Source organism: Hydrogenophaga bisanensis (genome assembly GCF_042665135.1).
GTDB lineage: Bacteria > Pseudomonadota > Gammaproteobacteria > Burkholderiales > Burkholderiaceae_C > Hydrogenophaga > Hydrogenophaga bisanensis.
Map to the genome: position 1 here is coordinate 48,034 of NZ_JBHTBX010000001.1, position 18,073 is coordinate 66,106.

Here is an 18,073-nt window from a genome sequence, read left to right on the forward strand (position 1 = left end):
GCAATAAAGGACTTCACGATGGCCAGAACCGTTCATTGCATCAAGCTCGGCCAGGACGCCGAAGGGCTGGATTTTCCGCCTTACCCCGGCGAACTGGGCAAGCGGATTTTCGAGAACGTCAGCAAACAGGCCTGGGCCGATTGGCTGCGTCATCAGACCATGCTGCTCAATGAGAATCGGCTGAACCTCGCCGACGCACGTGCCCGCCAATACCTGGCGCGGCAGATGGAGAAGCACTTTTTCGGCGAAGGGGCAGATGCAGCCGCTGGCTACGTGCCTCCCAGTAACACCTGACACGTCGCGATCTCACTGTGTCCTCCCCACGGCATGCCATCGTCATTGGTGCGGGGCTGGCAGGAGCGGCCGTCGCCCGCGCACTGACGTCGGCAGGATGGCAGGTCCAGTTGCTGGACGCCCAGTCCGGACCCGCCCGGCGGGCATCGGCCCTGCCGGTGGGGATGCTCAGTCCGCATGTCACCCGTTCTCCGACCCCCATGTCACGCCTGTCGGCCATCGGTGTGGCGGACACACGCGCCTACCTGAGGGAGCGAATAGCGGAAGGTGCGGGATGGCAGGACACGGAAGTCGACAACCTGGGGCACGATCCCGGTCGATGGCCTGCGGCCATGGTGCGTCCGTCCGCGCTGGTCCATGCCTGGCTGGAGGAAGCCCGGCAAACAGGGCGGCTTGTTTGTCATTGGTCCACACAGGCTGATCGCATTGTCGGTGCCGGCAATGGCTCCCGGGATGCCGGCTGGCTCGTCCTTGGTGCTGATGGCCAGACCATCGCTGCCGCACCTGTCGTGGTGGTGGCTGGCGCCTGGGGCAGCAGCGCTCTGCTGCGTGCCAGCTTTGGGTTTGACCAGGACGAGCTCCCGCTGCGACCGGTCAAGGGGCAACTGAGCTACGGTCCTTGGGCTGGCACGCCACTTTCTCCTCGCCCCTGCCGGAACAATGGGGTCTTCATCCCGTGTTACGAAGATCAGGCGATGCCCGACGGTCTGGGGGGCCGGATGTGGGCGATGGGTTCTACCTATGAGCGGGGTGTTGACGATCGTGTGGTCAGTCTCCAGGCCCACGAAAAGAACCTCGCCAGCCTTCACCAACTCCACTCCCAAGCCGCCGGGCACATGGCACAACAAATGCAGGCAGGTGAACTGCAAGGTTGGGCGGACGTGCGCTGTGCATCACTCGACCGGCTGCCTCTGCTGGGCGCGCTGCCCGACCCACAGGCTCTGCGTGCGTTCAAGGCATCAGGGGCAAGTTCTCGCGTCACCCGGCTGGCCCTTGAGCAGTGCCCGCGTCTGGACGGTATCCATGTGCTGGCAGCGCTGGGCTCCCGGGGCATCACCCTTGCGCACAGCTGCGGTCGTTGGTTGCAGCAGCGTCTGGATAAACACCCCATTGAACTGCCAGAAGACCTGCGCCGCGCGATGGACCCGGCACGCTTTGCCTGGCGGCAACTGAGAAAACAGACCGTGCGCTCTCCGGAGCCCGCCGGCCACTGACCGATCAACCCGGGCGACGCCATCGGCTGATGGCCTCGCGAAGCTGCGTCTGGTCCACCGGTCGGGCCAGCAGGCCCTGCATGGGCGAGTTGTCCACGTGCCGGATCAGGCGGCGCCGACGCCACCAGGCGGTCAATGGGCCGGCGTGCTCACTCAACCCCAGCACCAGCGCATCGGGCGCGGTTCTCGCCAGCAAGGCCGCCAATGACCAGGCATCCACCAATGGCGCATCGATGTCCAGAATGACCATTGCATAGGTCTGGCGACCGATCAGCGCCACCGCCTCATCGGTACCGGGGGCCGTGTCGACCGACTCGAAGCCCGCGGCGCCCAGCCAGTCCGCCAGTCGCTGACGATCCGGCCCATCCGGACCGACCAGCAACCCACGCTCATGGCGGGGGGCACCCGCGGTCGCATCCAGGGGCACCGGCGTGCTGATGTCCAGATCGACATAGCCCGAGTCCGCGAGCCTGGCGGCAAACATGGCGTCCAGATCGGTCAGGAGGATGGCCCACTGGATCGGACGGGACAGCACCCGCCAGGCGTGCGCAGGCGCCCCCGGCCCCACCCAGATCAGGCGCTGCCCGGCTGGCAGTTCCCGCACATGGGTCAGAACAGCTTCGGCGCTCTCACCGTCGACGAGCAGGATTTCCGGCGCAGCGGGCATGCCTTGCACGCCTTCGATCCAGGGCGCGTAGGCCGGGTCCCTGTGTTCAGACAGTCGGAACACCGTATTCAGCGCGTGGCGCTCCACGTCCGTGAATCCGACGACTTTCACAAACACCCGCTGATGGTCCATGTGGACATGGTAAGCGGTCAGCCTTGACCTCCACAAGATTCACGCCTCAGCGCTTATTACACCAAGCCATATATGAATAGCAAATCTGTAGTTTGAGATATATCAGCATATCCCTACAGTCGCACCATGCCAGACGTCGCCATCATTCTTGCCGGTTTTGCCGTGGGCCTCATTGTCGGCCTCACCGGGGTGGGTGGCGGCTCGCTCATGACACCGGTGTTGATCTTCTTCTTCGGTATCAAGCCCTACATGGCGGTAGGTACCGACCTGCTGTTCGCTGCAGTCACCAAGGCAGGAGGTACCCTGAGCCTGGCCCGCCAGCGTCTGGTGCCGTGGCGCGTGGTCGGCCAGCTGTGCGCGGGCAGCCTGCCCGCGTCCGGCCTGGCACTGGCCATGTTGCATCACGTGGGGCCTGCCAGCGCACAGGTGCAGTCGGTCATGACCCACACCCTTGGTGTCGCCCTGCTGCTGACCGCCGCCGCCATGCTCTACAAGGCCGCACGCGGCAAGGTGCTCCCAAGAACGCTGGATCAGCGCGACCTCTCCAGCGCCACCCGAGCGCGCCACTGGAGTCTGCCTGTGCTCTTCGGCGCAGTCATCGGTACCCTGGTGACGCTGACATCGGTCGGTGCGGGCGCCATCGGTGTGTCCGTGCTGCTGCTGCTGTACCCCCTGCTGCCGCTGCCCAGGATCGTGGCCGCCGACATTGCGTACGCCGTGCCACTGACATTGGTCGCCGGCCTTGGTCACGCCAGCCTTGGCTCCGTGGACTGGCCCCTGCTCGGGCTCCTGCTGACGGGCTCCTTGCCCGGCATCTGGATCGGCACGCGCCTGATGCGCCACACCCCGGAGCGTCTGGTGCGCTCCCTGCTGTCTCTGCTGCTGGCCTACGCCGGCACCAAACTGATCGCTTTCTGATTGTTGCCTCCCCCACGAACGACATGTACCAGTACTCCGACTTCGACCGCCACTTCCTGCAGCAGCGCGCAGCGCAGTTCCGGGATCAGCTTGAACGCTTCCAGGCCGGCACCCTCGACGGCGAAGCCTTCAAACCCTTGCGCCTGCAGAACGGCTGGTACATCCAGCGCTTCGCGCCCATGCTGCGTGTGGCGGTGCCTTACGGCGAGATCAACAGCGCCCAGCTGCGGGTGCTGGCCCAGCTGGCCCGGGAGTTCGACCACAAAGAGGCACACGACACCTCCAAGGCCAATGCTGCCTTGGCCGACGTACCCAGCCTGCCCGACCGCTGCGCCCACTTCACCACGCGTCAGAACGTGCAGTTCAACTGGATTCCCTTGCATCGCGCGGCCGACGCCATGGACCTGCTGGCCAGCGTGAACCTGCACGGCATCCAGACCAGCGGCAACTGCATCCGCAACATCACCACCGACGCCTTGGCCGGTATCGCCGTCGATGAGGTGGCCGATCCACGCCCCTTCGCCGAAATCATGCGCCAGTGGAGCACGCTGCACCCGGAGTTCGCCTTCCTGCCGCGCAAGTTCAAGATCGCCATCACTGGCGCCCGCGAAGACCGCGCCGCCACGCCCTGGCACGATGTCGGCCTACGTCTGCTGCGCAATGTGGACGGTGATCTGGGTTTCCAGGTCCGCGTGGGCGGTGGCATGGGCCGCACCCCCATCATCGGTTCGGTGGTCCGCGAGTTTCTGCCCTGGCACCAGATCCTCAATTACCTGGAAGCCATTGTGCGGGCCTACAACCGCTTTGGCCGCCGCGACAACAAGTACAAGGCCCGCATCAAGATCCTGGTCAAGGCCGAAGGTCAGGCCTTCACCGAGCAGGTCGAGGCCGAGTACCGCGACATCCTGGAACTCGACGGTGCGCCTCACACCATCACCCAGGCGGAGCTGGACCGGGTGAGCGCCTTCTTCGTGCAGCCCACGCTCAGCTGCGACCGCAAAAGCGCAGACGCCAAGATCGCCCACATTCTCAAGGCCGCGGCCGAAGACGATCTGGAGTTCAGCCGCTGGCTGACCCGCAATGTCAAGCCGCATCAGAACCCCGACCTGCGCGCCGTCACCCTGTCGTTCAAGCGCCTGGGCTCGGCGCCCGGCGACGCCACGGCCGAGCAGCTGGAGCGCGCAGCCGAGCTAGTCGACCGTTTCTCGGCCGGTGAAGCCCGCATCACCCACGAGCAGAATCTGCTGCTGCCCTGGGTGCGCTGCGACCAGTTGCCTGAACTCTGGCGCGAAGCCCGCCGCCTGGGTCTGGCCAAGCCGAACATCGGCCTGCTGACGGACATGATCGCCTGCCCCGGTGGCGACTTCTGCGACCTGGCCAATGCCCGCTCACTGCCCATCGCCCAGGCCCTGCTGGCCCGTTACCAGGACCTGGACGAGCTGCACGACCTGGGCGAGATCGACCTGCACATGAGCGGCTGCATCAACAGCTGCGGCCACCACCACAGCGGCCACATCGGCATCCTGGGTGTCGACAAGGACGGCCAGGAGTGGTATCAGGTCACCCTCGGCGGCTCGGACGGCACGCGCCTGTCGGGCGAAGCGGTGCCGGGCAAGGTCATCGGCCCGTCGTTCGCGGCCGACGAGATGGTCGATGTGGTCGAAGCCCTGCTCGACACCTACCGCGCCCAACGCCAGCCGGCCGAAACCTTCACCCAGACCGTCAAGCGCATCGGTATTGAGCCCTTCAAGACCGCGGCCAACGCCGTGCGCGTGACCACGGCCCGCACCTCCGTCGCCGCGTGAACGTCAGGACCCCCTTCATGAAATCCACGATCCAACTCTTCACGGCTGACAGTGCTCCCGCTGACGCGGCCGGCACCCTCACCCTGCCCAACGACGCCGACCCGCGCACAGTGCCGCTGGACGGTGTCCACACCGTGGTGTTGCAGTTCCCCGCATTCACCGACGGTCGCGCCTTCAGCCAGGCCTTCCTGCTTCGCCGCCGCCTGGGCTTCTCCGGTCACATCCGCGCCATCGGCGACGTGCTGATCGACCAACTGCAGCCGATGCAGCGCAGCGGTTTCACCCAAGCCGTCCTGCGCGGCGACCAGAGCATCGAGCATGGTCAGAAGCTGCTGGCGCAGTACGACACCTTCTACCAGGGCGATGCGGTGGATGTGAAGCCCCATTTCGCGGCCGTGTGAGAACCAAGAAGACACATACGATGAACACCATCGACCTTGCCCGGATCAACGCCGACATCGGCCGCGATGCCCCCGCACTCGTCCAATGGGCCCTGGGCCTGAATCAGCCGACCATCGTCACCACCAACTTCCGCCCCTTTGAGGCCGTGATCCTGCATCTGGTCACCCAGGTCCGACCCGACGTGCCGGTGGTCTGGATGGACAACGGCTACAACACCGAGGCCACCTACCGCTTTGCCGACGAAGTGACCCGCCAGCTCAAGCTGAACCTGAAGATCTATCTGCCGCGCCGCTCACGCGCACACCGCGAAGCGGTGGAGGGCCCCACGCCCGCGCTGGACGATCCGCGCCACGCCGCGTTCACGGAAGAAGTCAAGCTGGAACCTTTCGCCCGTGCCCTGCGCGAGACCGCGCCCAAGGTCTGGTTCACCGCCCTGCGCGCCACCGACACCGCCGTGCGTGCCCAGATGGACCCGGTCAGCATCAACCCGGACGGCCTGATCAAGGTCGCGCCGCTGCTGCACTGGACGTCCAAGGACCTGTACCACTACTGCGAACTGCACGGCCTGCCCAACAACTTCGACTACGTGGACCCGACCAAGGGCGAAGACAACCGCGAGTGCGGCCTGCACCTGGCGCATTGACGCCCGGCCCACCCAACCGACTGCCGAAACCGATCATGAACGCCCGTACCGACACCGCCGTGCTGCAATCCACCCAGAACGCCGCCGAACACCATTTGAGCAACGCCCATCTCGACGCGCTCGAAGAAGAGACCATCTTCATCCTGCGCGAGGTGGCCGCCGCCTTCGAACGCCCCGCCCTGCTCTTCTCCGGCGGCAAGGACTCGCTGGTCATGCTCAAGTGCGCGGAGAAGGCGTTTGGCGTGGGCCGAATTCCCTACCCGCTGCTGATGATCGACACCGGTCACAACTTCCCGGAGGTGACCGAGTTCCGCGACCGCCGTGCCAAGGAACTGCAGGCCGAACTGATCGTGCGCAGTGTGGAGGACTCGATGAAGCGCGGCACCGTGCGCCTGGCTCACCCCGGCGAGAGCCGCAATGCGCACCAGTCGGTCACGCTGCTCGAAGCCATCGAGGAGTTCCGCTTCGACGCGCTGATCGGCGGCGCCCGCCGCGATGAGGAAAAGGCCCGCGCCAAAGAGCGCATCTTTTCGCACCGTGACAGTTTTGGCCAATGGCAACCCAAGGCCCAGCGCCCGGAGCTCTGGACCCTGTTCAACACGCGCCTGCAGCCTGGCGAACACTTCCGCGTGTTCCCGATCAGCAACTGGACCGAGCTGGACGTGTGGCAGTACATCGCCAGGGAACACATTGCGCTGCCGTCCATTTACTACACCCACCGCCGGGAAGTGGTCGAGCGTCGCGGCTTGCTGGTGCCGGTGACCGACCTCACACCGCCCCGCGAGGGCGAGCGGGTCGTCATCCGGGACGTGCGTTTCCGCACTGTCGGTGACATCACCTGCACCTGCCCGGTGGCCAGCGACGCCGCCACACCGGAGGACATCGTCATCGAAACACTCAAGGCCGACCTGAGCGAACGTGGCGCCACCCGCATGGACGACAAGACCAGCGAAGCCTCGATGGAGAAGCGCAAGAAAGACGGCTACTTCTGACCCTGACCGCGAGAAAGACATCATGGAAGCACTGAAATTCATCACCTGCGGCTCGGTCGACGACGGCAAGAGCACCCTCATCGGTCGTCTTCTGGTCGACAGCAAGGCCGTGCTCCAGGACCACCTGGCCGGCGTTCAGCGCCAGGGTGAGACTGATCTGGCCCTCCTGACCGATGGCCTGTCGGCCGAACGCGAGCAGGGCATCACCATCGACGTGGCCTACCGCTACTTCAGCACCGAAGCGCGCAAGTTCATCATCGGCGACGCGCCTGGCCATGAGCAGTACACGCGCAACATGGTGACCGCAGCCTCCAGCGCGGACGCGGCCGTGGTGCTGGTCGACGCCACCAAACTGCCCTGGCAGGACGCCGGGCTCGCATTGTTGCCACAGACCCGCCGGCACAGCCTGCTGCTGAAACTGCTACGCGTGCCGTCCATCGTGTTCGCGGTCAACAAGCTCGATGCCGTGGCCGACAGCGCCTTGGCTTACGCGCACATCCGCGGCGCCCTGGACAGATTTGCCGCCGAAGCAGGTATCTCGGTGGTCGCGACGGTGCCGGTTTCCGCCCTCAAAGGATGGAACGTGGTGGACGCCGCCACCGACGAGCACTGGTGCGGCTACACGGGCCCGACGCTGCTGCAGATCCTGGAGGATCTGCCGGTGACGCAGGCAGACGCCGGGTTGCCCCTGAGCTTTCCTGTCCAGTGGGTCGAGAAGTTCAGCAGCTCTTCCGACACCACCCAGGGGCGCCGTGTCTTCTGGGGCCGGGTAGCCACCGGTCGGGCCAGCGTGGGGCAGACCATCCGCGTCCTTCCCAGTGGCCAGACCGCTGTCGTTGCCCAGGTCCTGACCCACGTCCGCGCGCCGGGCGAGGTGAACGCCAACCATGGCGCCGGCATCGTGCTGGACCGCGAAGTGGATGTCTCCCGCGGGGACTGGCTGTACGCCGACTCGGCAGCCGAGACGCTGCAGTCCCAGCGACAGGTGCGCGCGACCGTGGCTTGGCTGGACGACGAACCGCTGGTGCCCGGCCGTGTCTACTGGGCACTCCATGGCCACCGCTGGGTGAAAGCCAAGGTGCAGCGCATCGTGCACAAACTGGACATCCACACCCTGGCCGAGCAGGACGCCACCCAACTGGAACCCAATGCGATCGGGCACATCGAGTTGGCCCTGCAGGAACCCCTGCTGACCCTCCCCTACAGCCAGTCGCGCACCTTGGGCGCGCTCGTGCTGGTGGACACCGCCAGCCACAAGACCTCGGGCGCTGTCATGGTGCTCTGATCCCACCGCGGCCCCAGGCCCCCGCGATCGCGAGGGCTTTACTTTTGTCATGGTCAGGGCTTTGCGCCCGACCTACCATCGAGCCAGCCTAAAATCCGGGGTTTCCCGAATCCCATACCACCATCACCATGACCCACGTCGTCACCGAAGCCTGCATCCGCTGCAAATACACCGATTGCGTCGATGTCTGTCCCGTGGACTGCTTCCGCGAGGGCCCCAACTTCCTGACCATCGATCCTGACGAGTGCATTGACTGTGCCGTCTGCATCCCCGAGTGCCCGGTCAGCGCCATCTACGCCGAAGAGGACCTGCCCAAGGACCAGCAGCACATGACGGCCCTCAATGCCGAGTTGGCCCGCCTGCCCGGCTGGAAGAGCATCACCAAGCGCAAGGACGCCCTCCCCGACGCTGAAGAGTGGAAAGACCGCACCGGCAAGCTGTCCGAGCTGATTCGCTGACGCATGGGCCTGCAGCAGGTCTCAGGCTTTCACGACCACGGTACATCGCCCATCGAGACCGACGCGCTGGTCATCGGCGCCGGTCCGGTGGGTCTGTACCAGGTTTTTCAGCTTGGTCTCCTGGAGATCGGTGCCCAGGTGGTGGACAGCCTGCCCTACCCCGGCGGCCAACCCATCGAGCTGTACCCCGACAAGCCCATTTACGACCTGCCGGCCATACCCGTCTGCACGGGGCGGGAACTCACCGAGAGCCTGCTCAGACAGGTTCAACCCTTCCGCCCAGGCATGCACCTGGGCCAGACGATCACCAGCCTGAGCCGGCACGATGACGGTCGGCTGCTGGCCTCGACCAGCCAGGGCAAAGCCTTTCTAGCCCGCGCCGTGTTCATTGCGGCGGGCGTCGGCGCGTTCGAACCCAAGCGCCTGGCCATTCCGGCGCTCGCTGCCCTGGAGCAGCGGCAGGTCTTCTTCAGGACCAGTGAACTGGACCTGACATGCCCGGGGACGATCGCCGTCGCCGGCGGCACAGAGGATGCGGTGGAGGCGGTACTCACCCTGAGCGATGCGGGCCACGACGTGGTGCTGATTCACCGCAAGGATGCCTTCGACGCCAGGCAGGACCAACTGGACCGACTGCATGCGCTGCGACAAGCGCAGCGCGTCCGCGTCGAGATCGGCCAGCCCACCGGGGTAGACATCCAAAATGGCGAAATGCGGGGGCTTGAGATTTCTGCCGCTGACAACAGCATCCGCCACATTGCCATCGACCGCCTGCTCATAAGGCTGGGGATTTCCCCTCGGCTAGGCCCTCTGGCCACCTGGGGGCTTGCCCTGGAACGCAAGCATGTGCCGGTGGACACGGCTTCCTTCGGCACCACCGAGCCTGGCATCTACGCGGTGGGCGACATCAACACGTACCCGGGCAAACGCAAGTTCATCATCTGCGGTTTCCACGAGTGCGTGCTGGCCGCCTATGCCGCGGCAGCCTACCTCCGTCCGGACCAGAAAGTGCTGATGCAGTACACCACCACCAGCCCTCGCCTGCACGAACTGCTGGGCGTGGGCGGATCACTGCCTTAGAAGCCAAAATTTTTTCGACAGATTCGCAAAATCGAAAAAACGACGCTATAATTTGAGTCTGTTCCCTGATAGCTCAGTCGGTAGAGCGACGGACTGTTAATCCGCAGGTCCCTGGTTCGAGTCCAGGTCGGGGAGCCAAAATTCAAAGGCCTTCTTCGGAAGGCCTTTTTCGTTTCCGAACACCTGCTCCATCATCATGCGCTGGCTCTGGCGCCTTTGCTTCTGGGTAGCGCTTGTCGCGGTGAGCATCGGCTCGTTGCTACCACCCACCCAACTCCCACCCCAGGCGTTCGACGTGTGGGACAAGGCCCAGCACGCGGGCGGCTTTGCGGTGCTGACCCTGCTGTGCCTGCCCGCCTTCGCCGCCTCCCGACTCCGGGTGTTCATGTGGCTGGCCATTTATGGCGTCCTCATTGAGGTTGCCCAACAGGTGTCCGGGTGGCGAACCGGCGATCCCATGGACTGGATGGCAGACGTCGCGGGGGTGCTGGCCGGACTGTTCCTGCACTGGGCCGCTTCCAAGTTCCGCCATCGCACGACCACCGACTTGCCGGACGCACAATAGCGCCATGACGCAAGCGCCGCCCACCCGACCCGTGCCCTGGCTGGAACCGGGGCAGCCGTTTCCGCCGGTGGGCAGCGCATGGGGACCGACCGATCCCGCGCCAGGGCTTCTCGCCGCCGGCGGTGTGCTGGATGTTCCGACCTTGGTCGCCGCCTACTCCCAAGGCATCTTCCCCTGGTACAGCTCGGGTCAACCCATCCTGTGGTGGAGCACCGATCCCCGCATGATCCTGGAGCCTTGCCGGTTTCGCCTGCACCGCTCCCTGCGCAAAGAGATTCAGTCCCTGCTGCGGCAGGAAAGACTTCAGATCAGGGTTGACCACGACTTCTCCAGCGTCATTCGCCGTTGTGCACACACCCCTCGCGACGGACAACAAGGGACGTGGATTCTTCCGTCGATGATCGAGGCCTACATCCGGCTGCACCGCAGCGGACTGGCGCACAGCGTGGAAACGTGGATCGACGGCGAACTGGTCGGCGGACTCTATTGCGTTGGGCTGGGCGGCATGGTGTTTGGGGAGTCGATGTTCAGCCACCGCAGCAACGCCTCCAAGATCGCACTGGCTGCGCTGGTGGCGCTCTGCAGAGCCAGTGGCGTGTCGATGATCGACTGCCAGCAGGAAACGCGGCATCTCGCATCCATGGGCGCTGCCCCGGTGCCCCGCTCTGCCTTCGTGCAACGCCTGAAGCGCTCACTGCAGCAACAAGCCCCCTCCTGGCGGTTTGACCCCGTATACTGGATGCAGCTATTTGACGGCCACCACCCAGACGCGTGACGCACCTCAAGGACCTTCCGTTCCAGGCGCTCCAGTTCTACGCAACCGCGCCCTACCCCTGCAGCTATGTCCCTGGCCGCATGGCCCGTTCGCAGGTGGCCACCCCCAGCCACCTCATCCACAACGACACCTATTCCGAACTGGTCACGCGGGGATTTCGCCGCAGCGGAATGTTCACCTACCGTCCGTATTGCGACGGCTGCCAGGCATGCGTGCCTTTGCGGATTCCAGTTGACTCCTTCGCGCCCAATCGGACCCAGCGACGCTGTCTCCAGACGCATGGGACACTGCAGACCCGGGTCCTCAGCCTGTGCTTCGTACCTGAGCATTACGCCCTGTATCTGCGCTACCAGAATCATCGCCACGCAGGGGGCGGCATGGACCATGACAGTGTGGACCAGTACACGCAGTTCCTGCTGCAAAGCCGCGTGAACTCACGCTTGGTCGAGTTCTACCAGCCTGTCGAGGGCGGCGGTGAGCCACAACTCAAGATGGTGTCGATCGTCGATGTCCTCAACGATGGACTCTCGGCCGTGTACACCTTCTATGAGCCTGGAGACAAGGCTTCATACGGCACCTACAACGTGCTGTGGCAGATCGAGCAGGCCAGGCAGTTGAACCTCCCGTATGTGTACCTGGGTTACTGGATCGAGCAGAGCACGAAGATGCGCTACAAGACCGGTTTTCAGCCTCATGAAAAGCTGATTGATGGCCAGTGGATGTCGGCCACCCGCAGCGATCACGCATCGGCGGGTTGACGCAGCCTGCAGATCTTCATTTCATCTCATAAAATAGCGGTACATCACAGAACCGCCATGAGCAAACGATCAGATGCCTTGCCCAGCGCCCCGACCGTTCAGGTCATCGAGCGCATGTTCAACCTGCTGGAGGTCCTGGCCTCGCGAGAGGAACCTGTCTCCCTCAAGGAAATCAGCGAGAAGACGGGCCTGCACCCGTCCACGGCCCATCGCATCCTCAATGACCTGACCATTGGCCGCTTCGTGGACAGACCCGAAGCCGGCAGCTACCGCCTGGGTATGAGGTTGCTGGAACTGGGCAACCTGGTCAAGGCACGCCTGAACGTTCGTGATGCCGCCCTTGCTCCCATGCGGGAGTTGCACAAGCAGATCCAGCAGCCAGTCAACCTGAGCGTCAGGCAGGGTGACGAGATCGTGTATGTGGAACGTGCCTACAGCGAGCGCTCCGGCATGCAGGTGGTCCGCGCCATCGGTGGACGGGCCCCGCTGCATCTCACCTCGGTGGGCAAGCTGTTCCTGGCGGCCGACGAACCGCAACGGGTGCGTGCCTACGCCACCCGAACCGGTCTGGTCGGCAACACCCGCAACAGCCTGACCCAGCTGGCGGCACTGGAGCGGGAACTGCAACAGTGTCGGCAAATGGGCGTGGCCCGGGACAACGAGGAACTGGAACTGGGCGTGCGATGCATGGCGGCTGGCATTTATGACGATCAGTCCCGGTTGGTGGCGGGATTGTCCATTTCCGCGCCCGCCGACCGCATTGACGAGAACTGGCTTCCCAAACTGAAGGCCACGGCCGCCGAGATATCCGCATCACTCGGTTATCCGCACGCCCTGCGCCTCAGAGGCGCCTGAACAAGCGCTGGCATCACTGCAGAAACAACAAAGGGGCTGTGAGGCCCCTTCGTTGTTTGTCGTGCGCACTCAGTAGAGAAGCCCAGAGGCACCAGATTCACCCCTGGGGCCGAGTCACCAGGGTTTGTGTCACCGGCTGATGATTGACAGCCGGCGTTCCCTGGTTTTCCACCCAGCGACGCACGCGCTCGGCATCCTGCAGGCGACTGACTTTTCCTGCGGAATCCAGGAACACCATGATCAGCTTGCGACCGGCCACACTGGCTTGCATGACCAGGCATCGACCGGCCTCAGAGATGTACCCCGTCTTCTGCAGACCAATGTTCCACTCCGGGTTGTGAACCAGGCGGTTGGAGTTGTTGTACTGCAGCACACGGCGTCCCACGTTGAGCTGGTAACCCGGTGATGTGGACAGCTCCCGGAGAATGGGGCGCTGGTAGGCCACAGAGACCAGTGTGGCCAGATCCCTGGCACTGGACTGGTTCTGGCTGAGCAAGCCGGTGGGCTCCACATAGCGGGTGTCATACATGCCCAGCTCGCGCGCCTTGGCGTTCATCAGACGGACAAAATGCTCCATGCCGCCCGGGAAGGTGCGCCCCAGCGCATGGGCTGCGCGGTTCTCGCTCGACATCAGCGCCAGATGCATCAACTCGCCGCGTGACAGCGTGGTACCCACCGCCAACCGGGAGCCACTGCCCTTGTAGGTATCAATGTCATCCGTCGTAATGGTGATCTGCTCGTCCATCGGCAGATTGGCATCGGCCACCACCAGACCTGTCATCAGCTTGGTCAGCGAGGCAATCGGAAGCACCGCTCCATCGTTCTTGCTGAACAGCACCTCGCTGGTGTCCTGATCGACCACGAGTGCGACACTGGAGTTCAGGTCCAAGGGGTCGTCGCTGGAACGCAACCCGAGACGTTCACCGACGGTCAGACGCGCGGGTGCCGCCACCCGGACCACGTCAGCCCGCGAGGAGCGCACTGCCGTGCGAATCGTCCCCGGGCCGGCCTGGCGGCGCTGCGCCACCACCGTGCGGCCTTTCTTGTTGCGTGCTGACGCTGTCTTGGTACGCGTGCTCTTGCGCGCCGTGGCTTCTTTTCGGGTGGCCTTGGAGGCCTGCTTTTTGGCCGTCTTGCTGGCAACCGGCTTTTTGGACTTGTTGCTGGATGAAGCGGCGGACTCAGCCACCGGCCACATCACCGATAGCGAGATGAGTGCCATCATCAGCACCCTCAAGAAACCGCCAAACCTCAACTCACGCTTCACCATGGACCCTCTCCTTGCATCGTTGCAAGCCGTAACGAAGTATAGAGAGCATCCAAAAAACAAGCAATATCAAATGCTTGTAAGAGACTTCTCAGCCAGCGCCGAAAAAGGCGCCTCTTTTGGGGGCACTTGGGAGGTTCCCCCAAGGAATTTTCCGCAAGTCCTTGATTCAAAAGGACTTGCGGATATTCACCATCACCCTTGGGCAGCGACCCGGTCGGCTTTGCTGTGCAGCTTGTTGAGAGCACTGAGGTAGGCCTTGGCCGATGCCACCACGATGTCCGGATCGGCGCCCACCCCATTGACCACGCGCCCCCCGTGCTGCAGACGCACAGTCACCTCTCCCTGGCTCTCGGTCGAACCGCTGGTGATCGCATTGACCGAGTAAAGCACGAGTTCGGCGCCGCTCTTGACATGGCTCTCGATCGCCTTGAGAGAAGCGTCCACCGGTCCGTTGCCGTCGCTTTGCCCATGCATTTCCCGACCATCCACCGTGAACACCACGCTGGCGTGCGGCCGCTCGCCGGTTTCACTGTGTTGCGCCAGCGAAACCAGACCGTACTGCTCTTTTTCGGCGGTCACGCTCTCGTCGCTGACCAGCGCCAGGATGTCTTCGTCGAAAATCTCCGCCTTGCGATCCGCCAGTTCCTTGAACTTGGCGAAGGCGGTGTTGATCTCGGTCTCGGACTCCATCTCGATGCCCAGATCCTGCAGGCGCTGCTTGAAGGCATTGCGGCCGGAGAGCTTGCCCAGCACGATCTTGTTGGCGCTCCAGCCCACGTCTTCGGCGCGCATGATTTCGTAGGTATCCCGCGCTTTGAGGACGCCGTCCTGATGAATGCCCGAGGCGTGGGCGAAGGCGTTGGCCCCCACCACCGCCTTGTTGGGCTGGACCACAAAACCGGTGGTCTGACTGACCATACGGCTGGCGGGGACGATCTGGGTGGTATCGATGCCCACGTCGAGATCGAAGTAGTCCCGCCGGGTCCGGACCGCCATGACAATCTCTTCCAGAGAGCAGTTACCCGCTCTCTCGCCCAGACCGTTGATGGTGCACTCGACCTGACGAGCACCACCGAGCTTCACACCCGACAGCGAGTTGGCCACCGCCATCCCGAGATCGTTGTGGCAGTGCACCGACCAGATGGCCTTGTCGGAGTTGGGCACCTTCTCGCGCAGGGTCTTGATGAAGTTGCCGTAGAGCTCGGGAATCGCGTAGCCCACCGTGTCGGGGATGTTGATGGTGGTGGCGCCTTCGTTGATGACCGCCTCCACCACACGCGCCAGGAAGTCGAGTTCTGACCGGTAGCCGTCTTCGGCGCTGAACTCGATGTCTGCACAAAGATTGCGTGCGAAGCGAACCGACTGCCGCGCCTGCTCAAGCACCTCCTCGGGCGTCATGCGCAGCTTCTTCTCCATGTGCAGGGGCGAGGTGGCGATGAAGGTGTGGATGCGAGAGCGCTGTGCACCGGCGAGCGCGGCTGCGGCACGAGAGATGTCGCGATCGTTGGCCCGTGCCAGAGAGCAGACCGTGGACTCCTTGATGGCGTTGGCGATGGCCTGCACGCAGTCAAAGTCACCATTGGAGCTGGCTGCAAAGCCCGCTTCGATCACATCCACCTTCATGCGCTCGAGCTGGCGAGCAATGCGCAGCTTCTCGTCCTTGGTCATGGACGCGCCGGGCGACTGCTCGCCATCGCGCAAGGTGGTGTCGAAAATGATCAACTTGTCGCTCATCTCTGTTCTCCGGTGTGCCCACTCGTGGAAGGCTCTTGAAAATACCCGCAGTTCCAAAACAAACGGCCCGCTGCGGGTGCAAACGGGCCGTTGTGTTGGAAATCGCGCGTGCTATTTCACCTGCCCGTCAAGGACATCGGCTAGTAGCAGGGCGACAGCGAATTTCATAACAATGCAATGTATCACATCAGGCCGACCGCGGTGATCATGAATTTCCATGAGTCCGATAGACGCCCACGCGCTCACTGGTGCAGACCACGCTCGTCGGGCTCATCGGTGGACGTACTGACCACACTCACCGGCTTGCCTTTGGACTTGCGCCAGAGGTACATCCCGTAACCGGACAAGCCGTACAGGACAAAGAGGGCAAACAGAACGATGGGGGGGTGAATGTTGATGATGGCAATGCCCAGCGCCACCAGCACGATCGCCGCAAAAGGGACGCTCTTCTTCAGGCTCAAGTCCTTGAAGCTGTAGAACGGCACATTGGTCACCATGGTCAGCCCCGCGTAGAGCGTCAGCGCGAACATGAACCAGGTGACGTCATCGGGAGCGATTTCGATGTCGGTCATCAGCCAGATGAAGCCAGCCACCAGGGCCGCGGCGGCCGGTGACGGCAAACCTTGGAAATAGCGCTTGTCAACCACCCCGGTGTTGACATTGAAACGCGCTAGGCGCAGCGCGGCGCAGGCGCAATAGACAAAGGCCGCAATCCAGCCCCATCGGCCCAGATCGCGTAATGCCCATTCATAGGCAATCAGCGCAGGCGCCGCGCCGAAGGACACCATGTCCGAGAGCGAATCCATCTGTTCGCCGAAAGCACTCTGGGTATTGGTCAGGCGCGCGACGCGGCCATCAAGACTGTCAAGCACCATCGCCACAAAGATACCCGTGGTGGCCAGGTCATAGCGGCCGTTCATGGCCATGACCACCGCATAGAAGCCGCCAAACAGGGCCGCCAGCGTGATCATGTTGGGCAACATGTAGATGCCTTTGGGGCGACGTGCCGCCTCAGGCGCGGGAGTAGCAATGGGATCGGTGCCGTCGTGCATGGAGATTCGGTTGGGTCCGCGAACGTCGCGGGCTGTCATGTTTCTGTACGCGCAGTGTAAGGCAGCAGAGGCAGGACCAGAAACGACAAGGGCCGCCACATGGCGGCCCCACCGGTCAGAAGTGGCCGGCATTCACCAGCCACGTCCGATCAGTTGCGGGTCTGGTCGACCAGCTTGTTCTTGGCGATCCAGGGCATCATGGCGCGCAGCTGCGCACCCACCACCTCGATCTGGTGATCGGCGGTGTTGCGGCGGCGGGCGGTCATGCTCGGGTAGTTCAGCCGGCCTTCCTGGATGAACATCTTGGCGTAGTCACCATTCTGGATGCGCTTGAGGGCATTGCGCATGGCGGCGCGCGACTGCTCGTTGATGACCTCGGGGCCGGTCACGTACTCGCCGAACTCCGCGTTGTTGGAGATCGAGTAGTTCATGTTGGCGATGCCGCCTTCGTAGATCAGGTCGACGATGAGCTTGAGCTCGTGCAGGCACTCGAAGTAGGCCATCTCGGGGGCGTAGCCGGCTTCGACCAGGGTTTCGTAACCCATCTTGATCAGTTCGACAGCGCCGCCGCACAGCACGGCCTGCTCGCCGAACAGGTCTGTCTCGGTCTCTTCCTTGAAGTTGGTCTCGATGATGCCGGCCTTGCCGCCACCGTTGGCCATGGCGTAGCTCAGGGCCAGGTCACGGGCCTTGCCGGACTTGTCCTGGTGCACGGCCACCAGGTGGGGAACGCCGCCGCCCTGGGTGTAGGTGTTGCGCACGGTGTGACCGGGGGCCTTGGGAGCGACCATCCACACGTCCAGATCGGCGCGGGGCACGACCTGGTTGTAGTGCACGTTGAAGCCGTGGGCAAACGCCAGCGAAGCACCCTGCTTGATGTTGGGTTCGACGTTGTTCTTGTAGACCTCGGCGATCTGCTCGTCGGGCAGCAGGATCATGACCACGTCAGCGGCCTTCACGGCGTCGTTGACTTCCATGACGGTCAGGCCGGCCTTGCCGACCTTGTCCCAGGACGCACCGCCCTTGCGCAAACCGACCACGACCTTGACGCCGCTGTCGTTCAGGTTCTGGGCGTGGGCGTGGCCTTGCGAGCCATAGCCGATGATCGCGACGGTCTTGCCCTTGATCAGGCTCAGATCACAGTCCTTGTCGTAGAAAACTTTCATGAGGTTGC

Annotated in this window: 19 protein-coding genes and 1 tRNA gene; 15 read left to right on the top strand and 5 right to left on the bottom strand. The window is 63.7% G+C overall.

Annotated elements, in window-relative coordinates:
• Nucleotides 1-18: 18 nt before the first annotated feature.
• Entirely contained in the window at nt 19-294 is a 276-nt protein-coding gene (locus ACFQNJ_RS00225) for an oxidative damage protection protein (protein ID WP_374639097.1), read from the top strand.
• 17 nt (nt 295-311) lie between these two features.
• Nucleotides 312-1,508, top strand: a complete 1,197-nt coding sequence (locus ACFQNJ_RS00230) for an FAD-dependent oxidoreductase (RefSeq protein WP_382252989.1) — start codon at nt 312-314, stop codon at nt 1,506-1,508.
• Between the two features lie 4 nt (nt 1,509-1,512).
• Here the strand turns inward: ACFQNJ_RS00230 and ACFQNJ_RS00235 are convergent, their stop codons facing one another.
• A complete protein-coding gene (locus ACFQNJ_RS00235; RefSeq protein WP_382252991.1) occupies nt 1,513-2,307 on the bottom strand; it encodes a hypothetical protein in 795 nt (264 codons plus the stop codon).
• A 126-nt stretch (nt 2,308-2,433) separates the two neighbouring features.
• Here ACFQNJ_RS00235 and ACFQNJ_RS00240 point away from each other — a divergent pair, with 126 nt between their 5' ends.
• The 13 genes from ACFQNJ_RS00240 to ACFQNJ_RS00300 all read left to right on the top strand — a co-directional run bounded on the left by ACFQNJ_RS00240 (nt 2,434) and on the right by ACFQNJ_RS00300 (nt 12,843).
• Entirely contained in the window at nt 2,434-3,225 is a 792-nt protein-coding gene (locus ACFQNJ_RS00240; RefSeq protein ID WP_382252992.1) for a sulfite exporter TauE/SafE family protein, read from the top strand.
• Nucleotides 3,226-3,248: 23 nt separating this feature from the next.
• Complete coding sequence (locus ACFQNJ_RS00245) at nt 3,249-5,030, top strand: nitrite/sulfite reductase (protein WP_382252994.1); 1,782 nt, start codon at nt 3,249-3,251, stop codon at nt 5,028-5,030.
• A gap of 17 nt (nt 5,031-5,047) precedes the next feature.
• Nucleotides 5,048-5,431, top strand: coding sequence for a DUF934 domain-containing protein (locus ACFQNJ_RS00250; RefSeq protein ID WP_382252995.1), 384 nt, complete (start codon nt 5,048-5,050; stop codon nt 5,429-5,431).
• Between the two features lie 20 nt (nt 5,432-5,451).
• Nucleotides 5,452-6,075, top strand: a complete 624-nt coding sequence (locus tag ACFQNJ_RS00255; RefSeq protein ID WP_382252996.1) for a phosphoadenosine phosphosulfate reductase domain-containing protein — start codon at nt 5,452-5,454, stop codon at nt 6,073-6,075.
• A 35-nt stretch (nt 6,076-6,110) separates the two neighbouring features.
• Nucleotides 6,111-7,067 carry a sulfate adenylyltransferase subunit CysD gene (gene cysD / locus ACFQNJ_RS00260; protein WP_382252998.1) on the top strand — a complete coding sequence of 319 codons (957 nt, stop codon included), beginning with the start codon at nt 6,111-6,113 and terminating at the stop codon, nt 7,065-7,067.
• A gap of 22 nt (nt 7,068-7,089) precedes the next feature.
• Nucleotides 7,090-8,352: a sulfate adenylyltransferase subunit 1 gene (locus tag ACFQNJ_RS00265; RefSeq protein ID WP_374639105.1), complete on the top strand. Its 1,263-nt coding sequence runs from the start codon at nt 7,090-7,092 to the stop codon at nt 8,350-8,352.
• 128 nt (nt 8,353-8,480) lie between these two features.
• Complete coding sequence (fdxA, locus tag ACFQNJ_RS00270) at nt 8,481-8,810, top strand: ferredoxin FdxA (protein ID WP_374639106.1); 330 nt, start codon at nt 8,481-8,483, stop codon at nt 8,808-8,810.
• Between the two features lie 3 nt (nt 8,811-8,813).
• Nucleotides 8,814-9,890: an NAD(P)/FAD-dependent oxidoreductase gene (locus ACFQNJ_RS00275; protein WP_382253000.1), complete on the top strand. Its 1,077-nt coding sequence runs from the start codon at nt 8,814-8,816 to the stop codon at nt 9,888-9,890.
• 62 nt (nt 9,891-9,952) lie between these two features.
• Nucleotides 9,953-10,028, top strand: a tRNA-Asn gene (locus ACFQNJ_RS00280).
• A gap of 118 nt (nt 10,029-10,146) precedes the next feature.
• Nucleotides 10,147-10,455 (top strand): VanZ family protein, encoded by a 309-nt coding sequence (locus ACFQNJ_RS00285; RefSeq protein ID WP_382253002.1) that lies wholly within the window; start codon nt 10,147-10,149, stop codon nt 10,453-10,455.
• A 4-nt stretch (nt 10,456-10,459) separates the two neighbouring features.
• A complete protein-coding gene (gene aat / locus ACFQNJ_RS00290) occupies nt 10,460-11,230 on the top strand; it encodes a leucyl/phenylalanyl-tRNA--protein transferase (RefSeq protein WP_382253004.1) in 771 nt (256 codons plus the stop codon).
• Entirely contained in the window at nt 11,227-11,988 is a 762-nt protein-coding gene (locus tag ACFQNJ_RS00295) for an arginyltransferase (RefSeq protein WP_374639110.1), read from the top strand. The genes aat and ACFQNJ_RS00295 overlap by 4 nt, the downstream gene beginning before the upstream one ends.
• Nucleotides 11,989-12,045: 57 nt before the next feature.
• Nucleotides 12,046-12,843, top strand: coding sequence for an IclR family transcriptional regulator (locus ACFQNJ_RS00300; protein ID WP_374639111.1), 798 nt, complete (start codon nt 12,046-12,048; stop codon nt 12,841-12,843).
• 97 nt (nt 12,844-12,940) lie between these two features.
• Here ACFQNJ_RS00300 and ACFQNJ_RS00305 read toward each other — a convergent pair whose 3' ends face one another.
• From ACFQNJ_RS00305 to ilvC, 4 genes are all read right to left on the bottom strand, one after another.
• Nucleotides 12,941-14,113: a serine hydrolase gene (locus ACFQNJ_RS00305; RefSeq protein WP_382253007.1), complete on the bottom strand. Its 1,173-nt coding sequence runs from the start codon at nt 14,111-14,113 to the stop codon at nt 12,941-12,943.
• 192 nt (nt 14,114-14,305) lie between these two features.
• Entirely contained in the window at nt 14,306-15,847 is a 1,542-nt protein-coding gene (locus ACFQNJ_RS00310; RefSeq protein ID WP_382253008.1) for a 2-isopropylmalate synthase, read from the bottom strand.
• Nucleotides 15,848-16,089: 242 nt separating this feature from the next.
• A complete protein-coding gene (pssA, locus tag ACFQNJ_RS00315) occupies nt 16,090-16,899 on the bottom strand; it encodes a CDP-diacylglycerol--serine O-phosphatidyltransferase (RefSeq protein ID WP_382253607.1) in 810 nt (269 codons plus the stop codon).
• A gap of 149 nt (nt 16,900-17,048) precedes the next feature.
• Entirely contained in the window at nt 17,049-18,065 is a 1,017-nt protein-coding gene (gene ilvC, locus ACFQNJ_RS00320) for a ketol-acid reductoisomerase (protein ID WP_374639114.1), read from the bottom strand.
• Nucleotides 18,066-18,073 lie beyond the last annotated feature (8 nt).

Excerpts from the sequence above, each read along its gene's own strand:
- ACFQNJ_RS00225 (WP_374639097.1), top strand. The coding sequence starts at position 19 with ATGGCCAGAACCGTTCATTGCATCAAGCTCGGCCAGGACGCCGAAGGG.
- ACFQNJ_RS00235 (WP_382252991.1), bottom strand. The coding sequence starts at position 2,307 with ATGGACCATCAGCGGGTGTTTGTGAAAGTCGTCGGATTCACGGACGTG.
- ACFQNJ_RS00240 (WP_382252992.1), top strand. The coding sequence starts at position 2,434 with ATGCCAGACGTCGCCATCATTCTTGCCGGTTTTGCCGTGGGCCTCATT.
- ACFQNJ_RS00245 (WP_382252994.1), top strand. The coding sequence starts at position 3,249 with ATGTACCAGTACTCCGACTTCGACCGCCACTTCCTGCAGCAGCGCGCA.
- ACFQNJ_RS00250 (WP_382252995.1), top strand. The coding sequence starts at position 5,048 with ATGAAATCCACGATCCAACTCTTCACGGCTGACAGTGCTCCCGCTGAC.
- ACFQNJ_RS00255 (WP_382252996.1), top strand. The coding sequence starts at position 5,452 with ATGAACACCATCGACCTTGCCCGGATCAACGCCGACATCGGCCGCGAT.
- cysD (WP_382252998.1), top strand. The coding sequence starts at position 6,111 with ATGAACGCCCGTACCGACACCGCCGTGCTGCAATCCACCCAGAACGCC.
- ACFQNJ_RS00265 (WP_374639105.1), top strand. The coding sequence starts at position 7,090 with ATGGAAGCACTGAAATTCATCACCTGCGGCTCGGTCGACGACGGCAAG.
- fdxA (WP_374639106.1), top strand. The coding sequence starts at position 8,481 with ATGACCCACGTCGTCACCGAAGCCTGCATCCGCTGCAAATACACCGAT.
- ACFQNJ_RS00275 (WP_382253000.1), top strand. The coding sequence starts at position 8,814 with ATGGGCCTGCAGCAGGTCTCAGGCTTTCACGACCACGGTACATCGCCC.
- aat (WP_382253004.1), top strand. The coding sequence starts at position 10,460 with ATGACGCAAGCGCCGCCCACCCGACCCGTGCCCTGGCTGGAACCGGGG.
- ACFQNJ_RS00300 (WP_374639111.1), top strand. The coding sequence starts at position 12,046 with ATGAGCAAACGATCAGATGCCTTGCCCAGCGCCCCGACCGTTCAGGTC.
- ACFQNJ_RS00305 (WP_382253007.1), bottom strand. The coding sequence starts at position 14,113 with ATGGTGAAGCGTGAGTTGAGGTTTGGCGGTTTCTTGAGGGTGCTGATG.
- ACFQNJ_RS00310 (WP_382253008.1), bottom strand. The coding sequence starts at position 15,847 with ATGAGCGACAAGTTGATCATTTTCGACACCACCTTGCGCGATGGCGAG.
- pssA (WP_382253607.1), bottom strand. The coding sequence starts at position 16,899 with ATGCACGACGGCACCGATCCCATTGCTACTCCCGCGCCTGAGGCGGCA.
- ilvC (WP_374639114.1), bottom strand. The coding sequence starts at position 18,065 with ATGAAAGTTTTCTACGACAAGGACTGTGATCTGAGCCTGATCAAGGGC.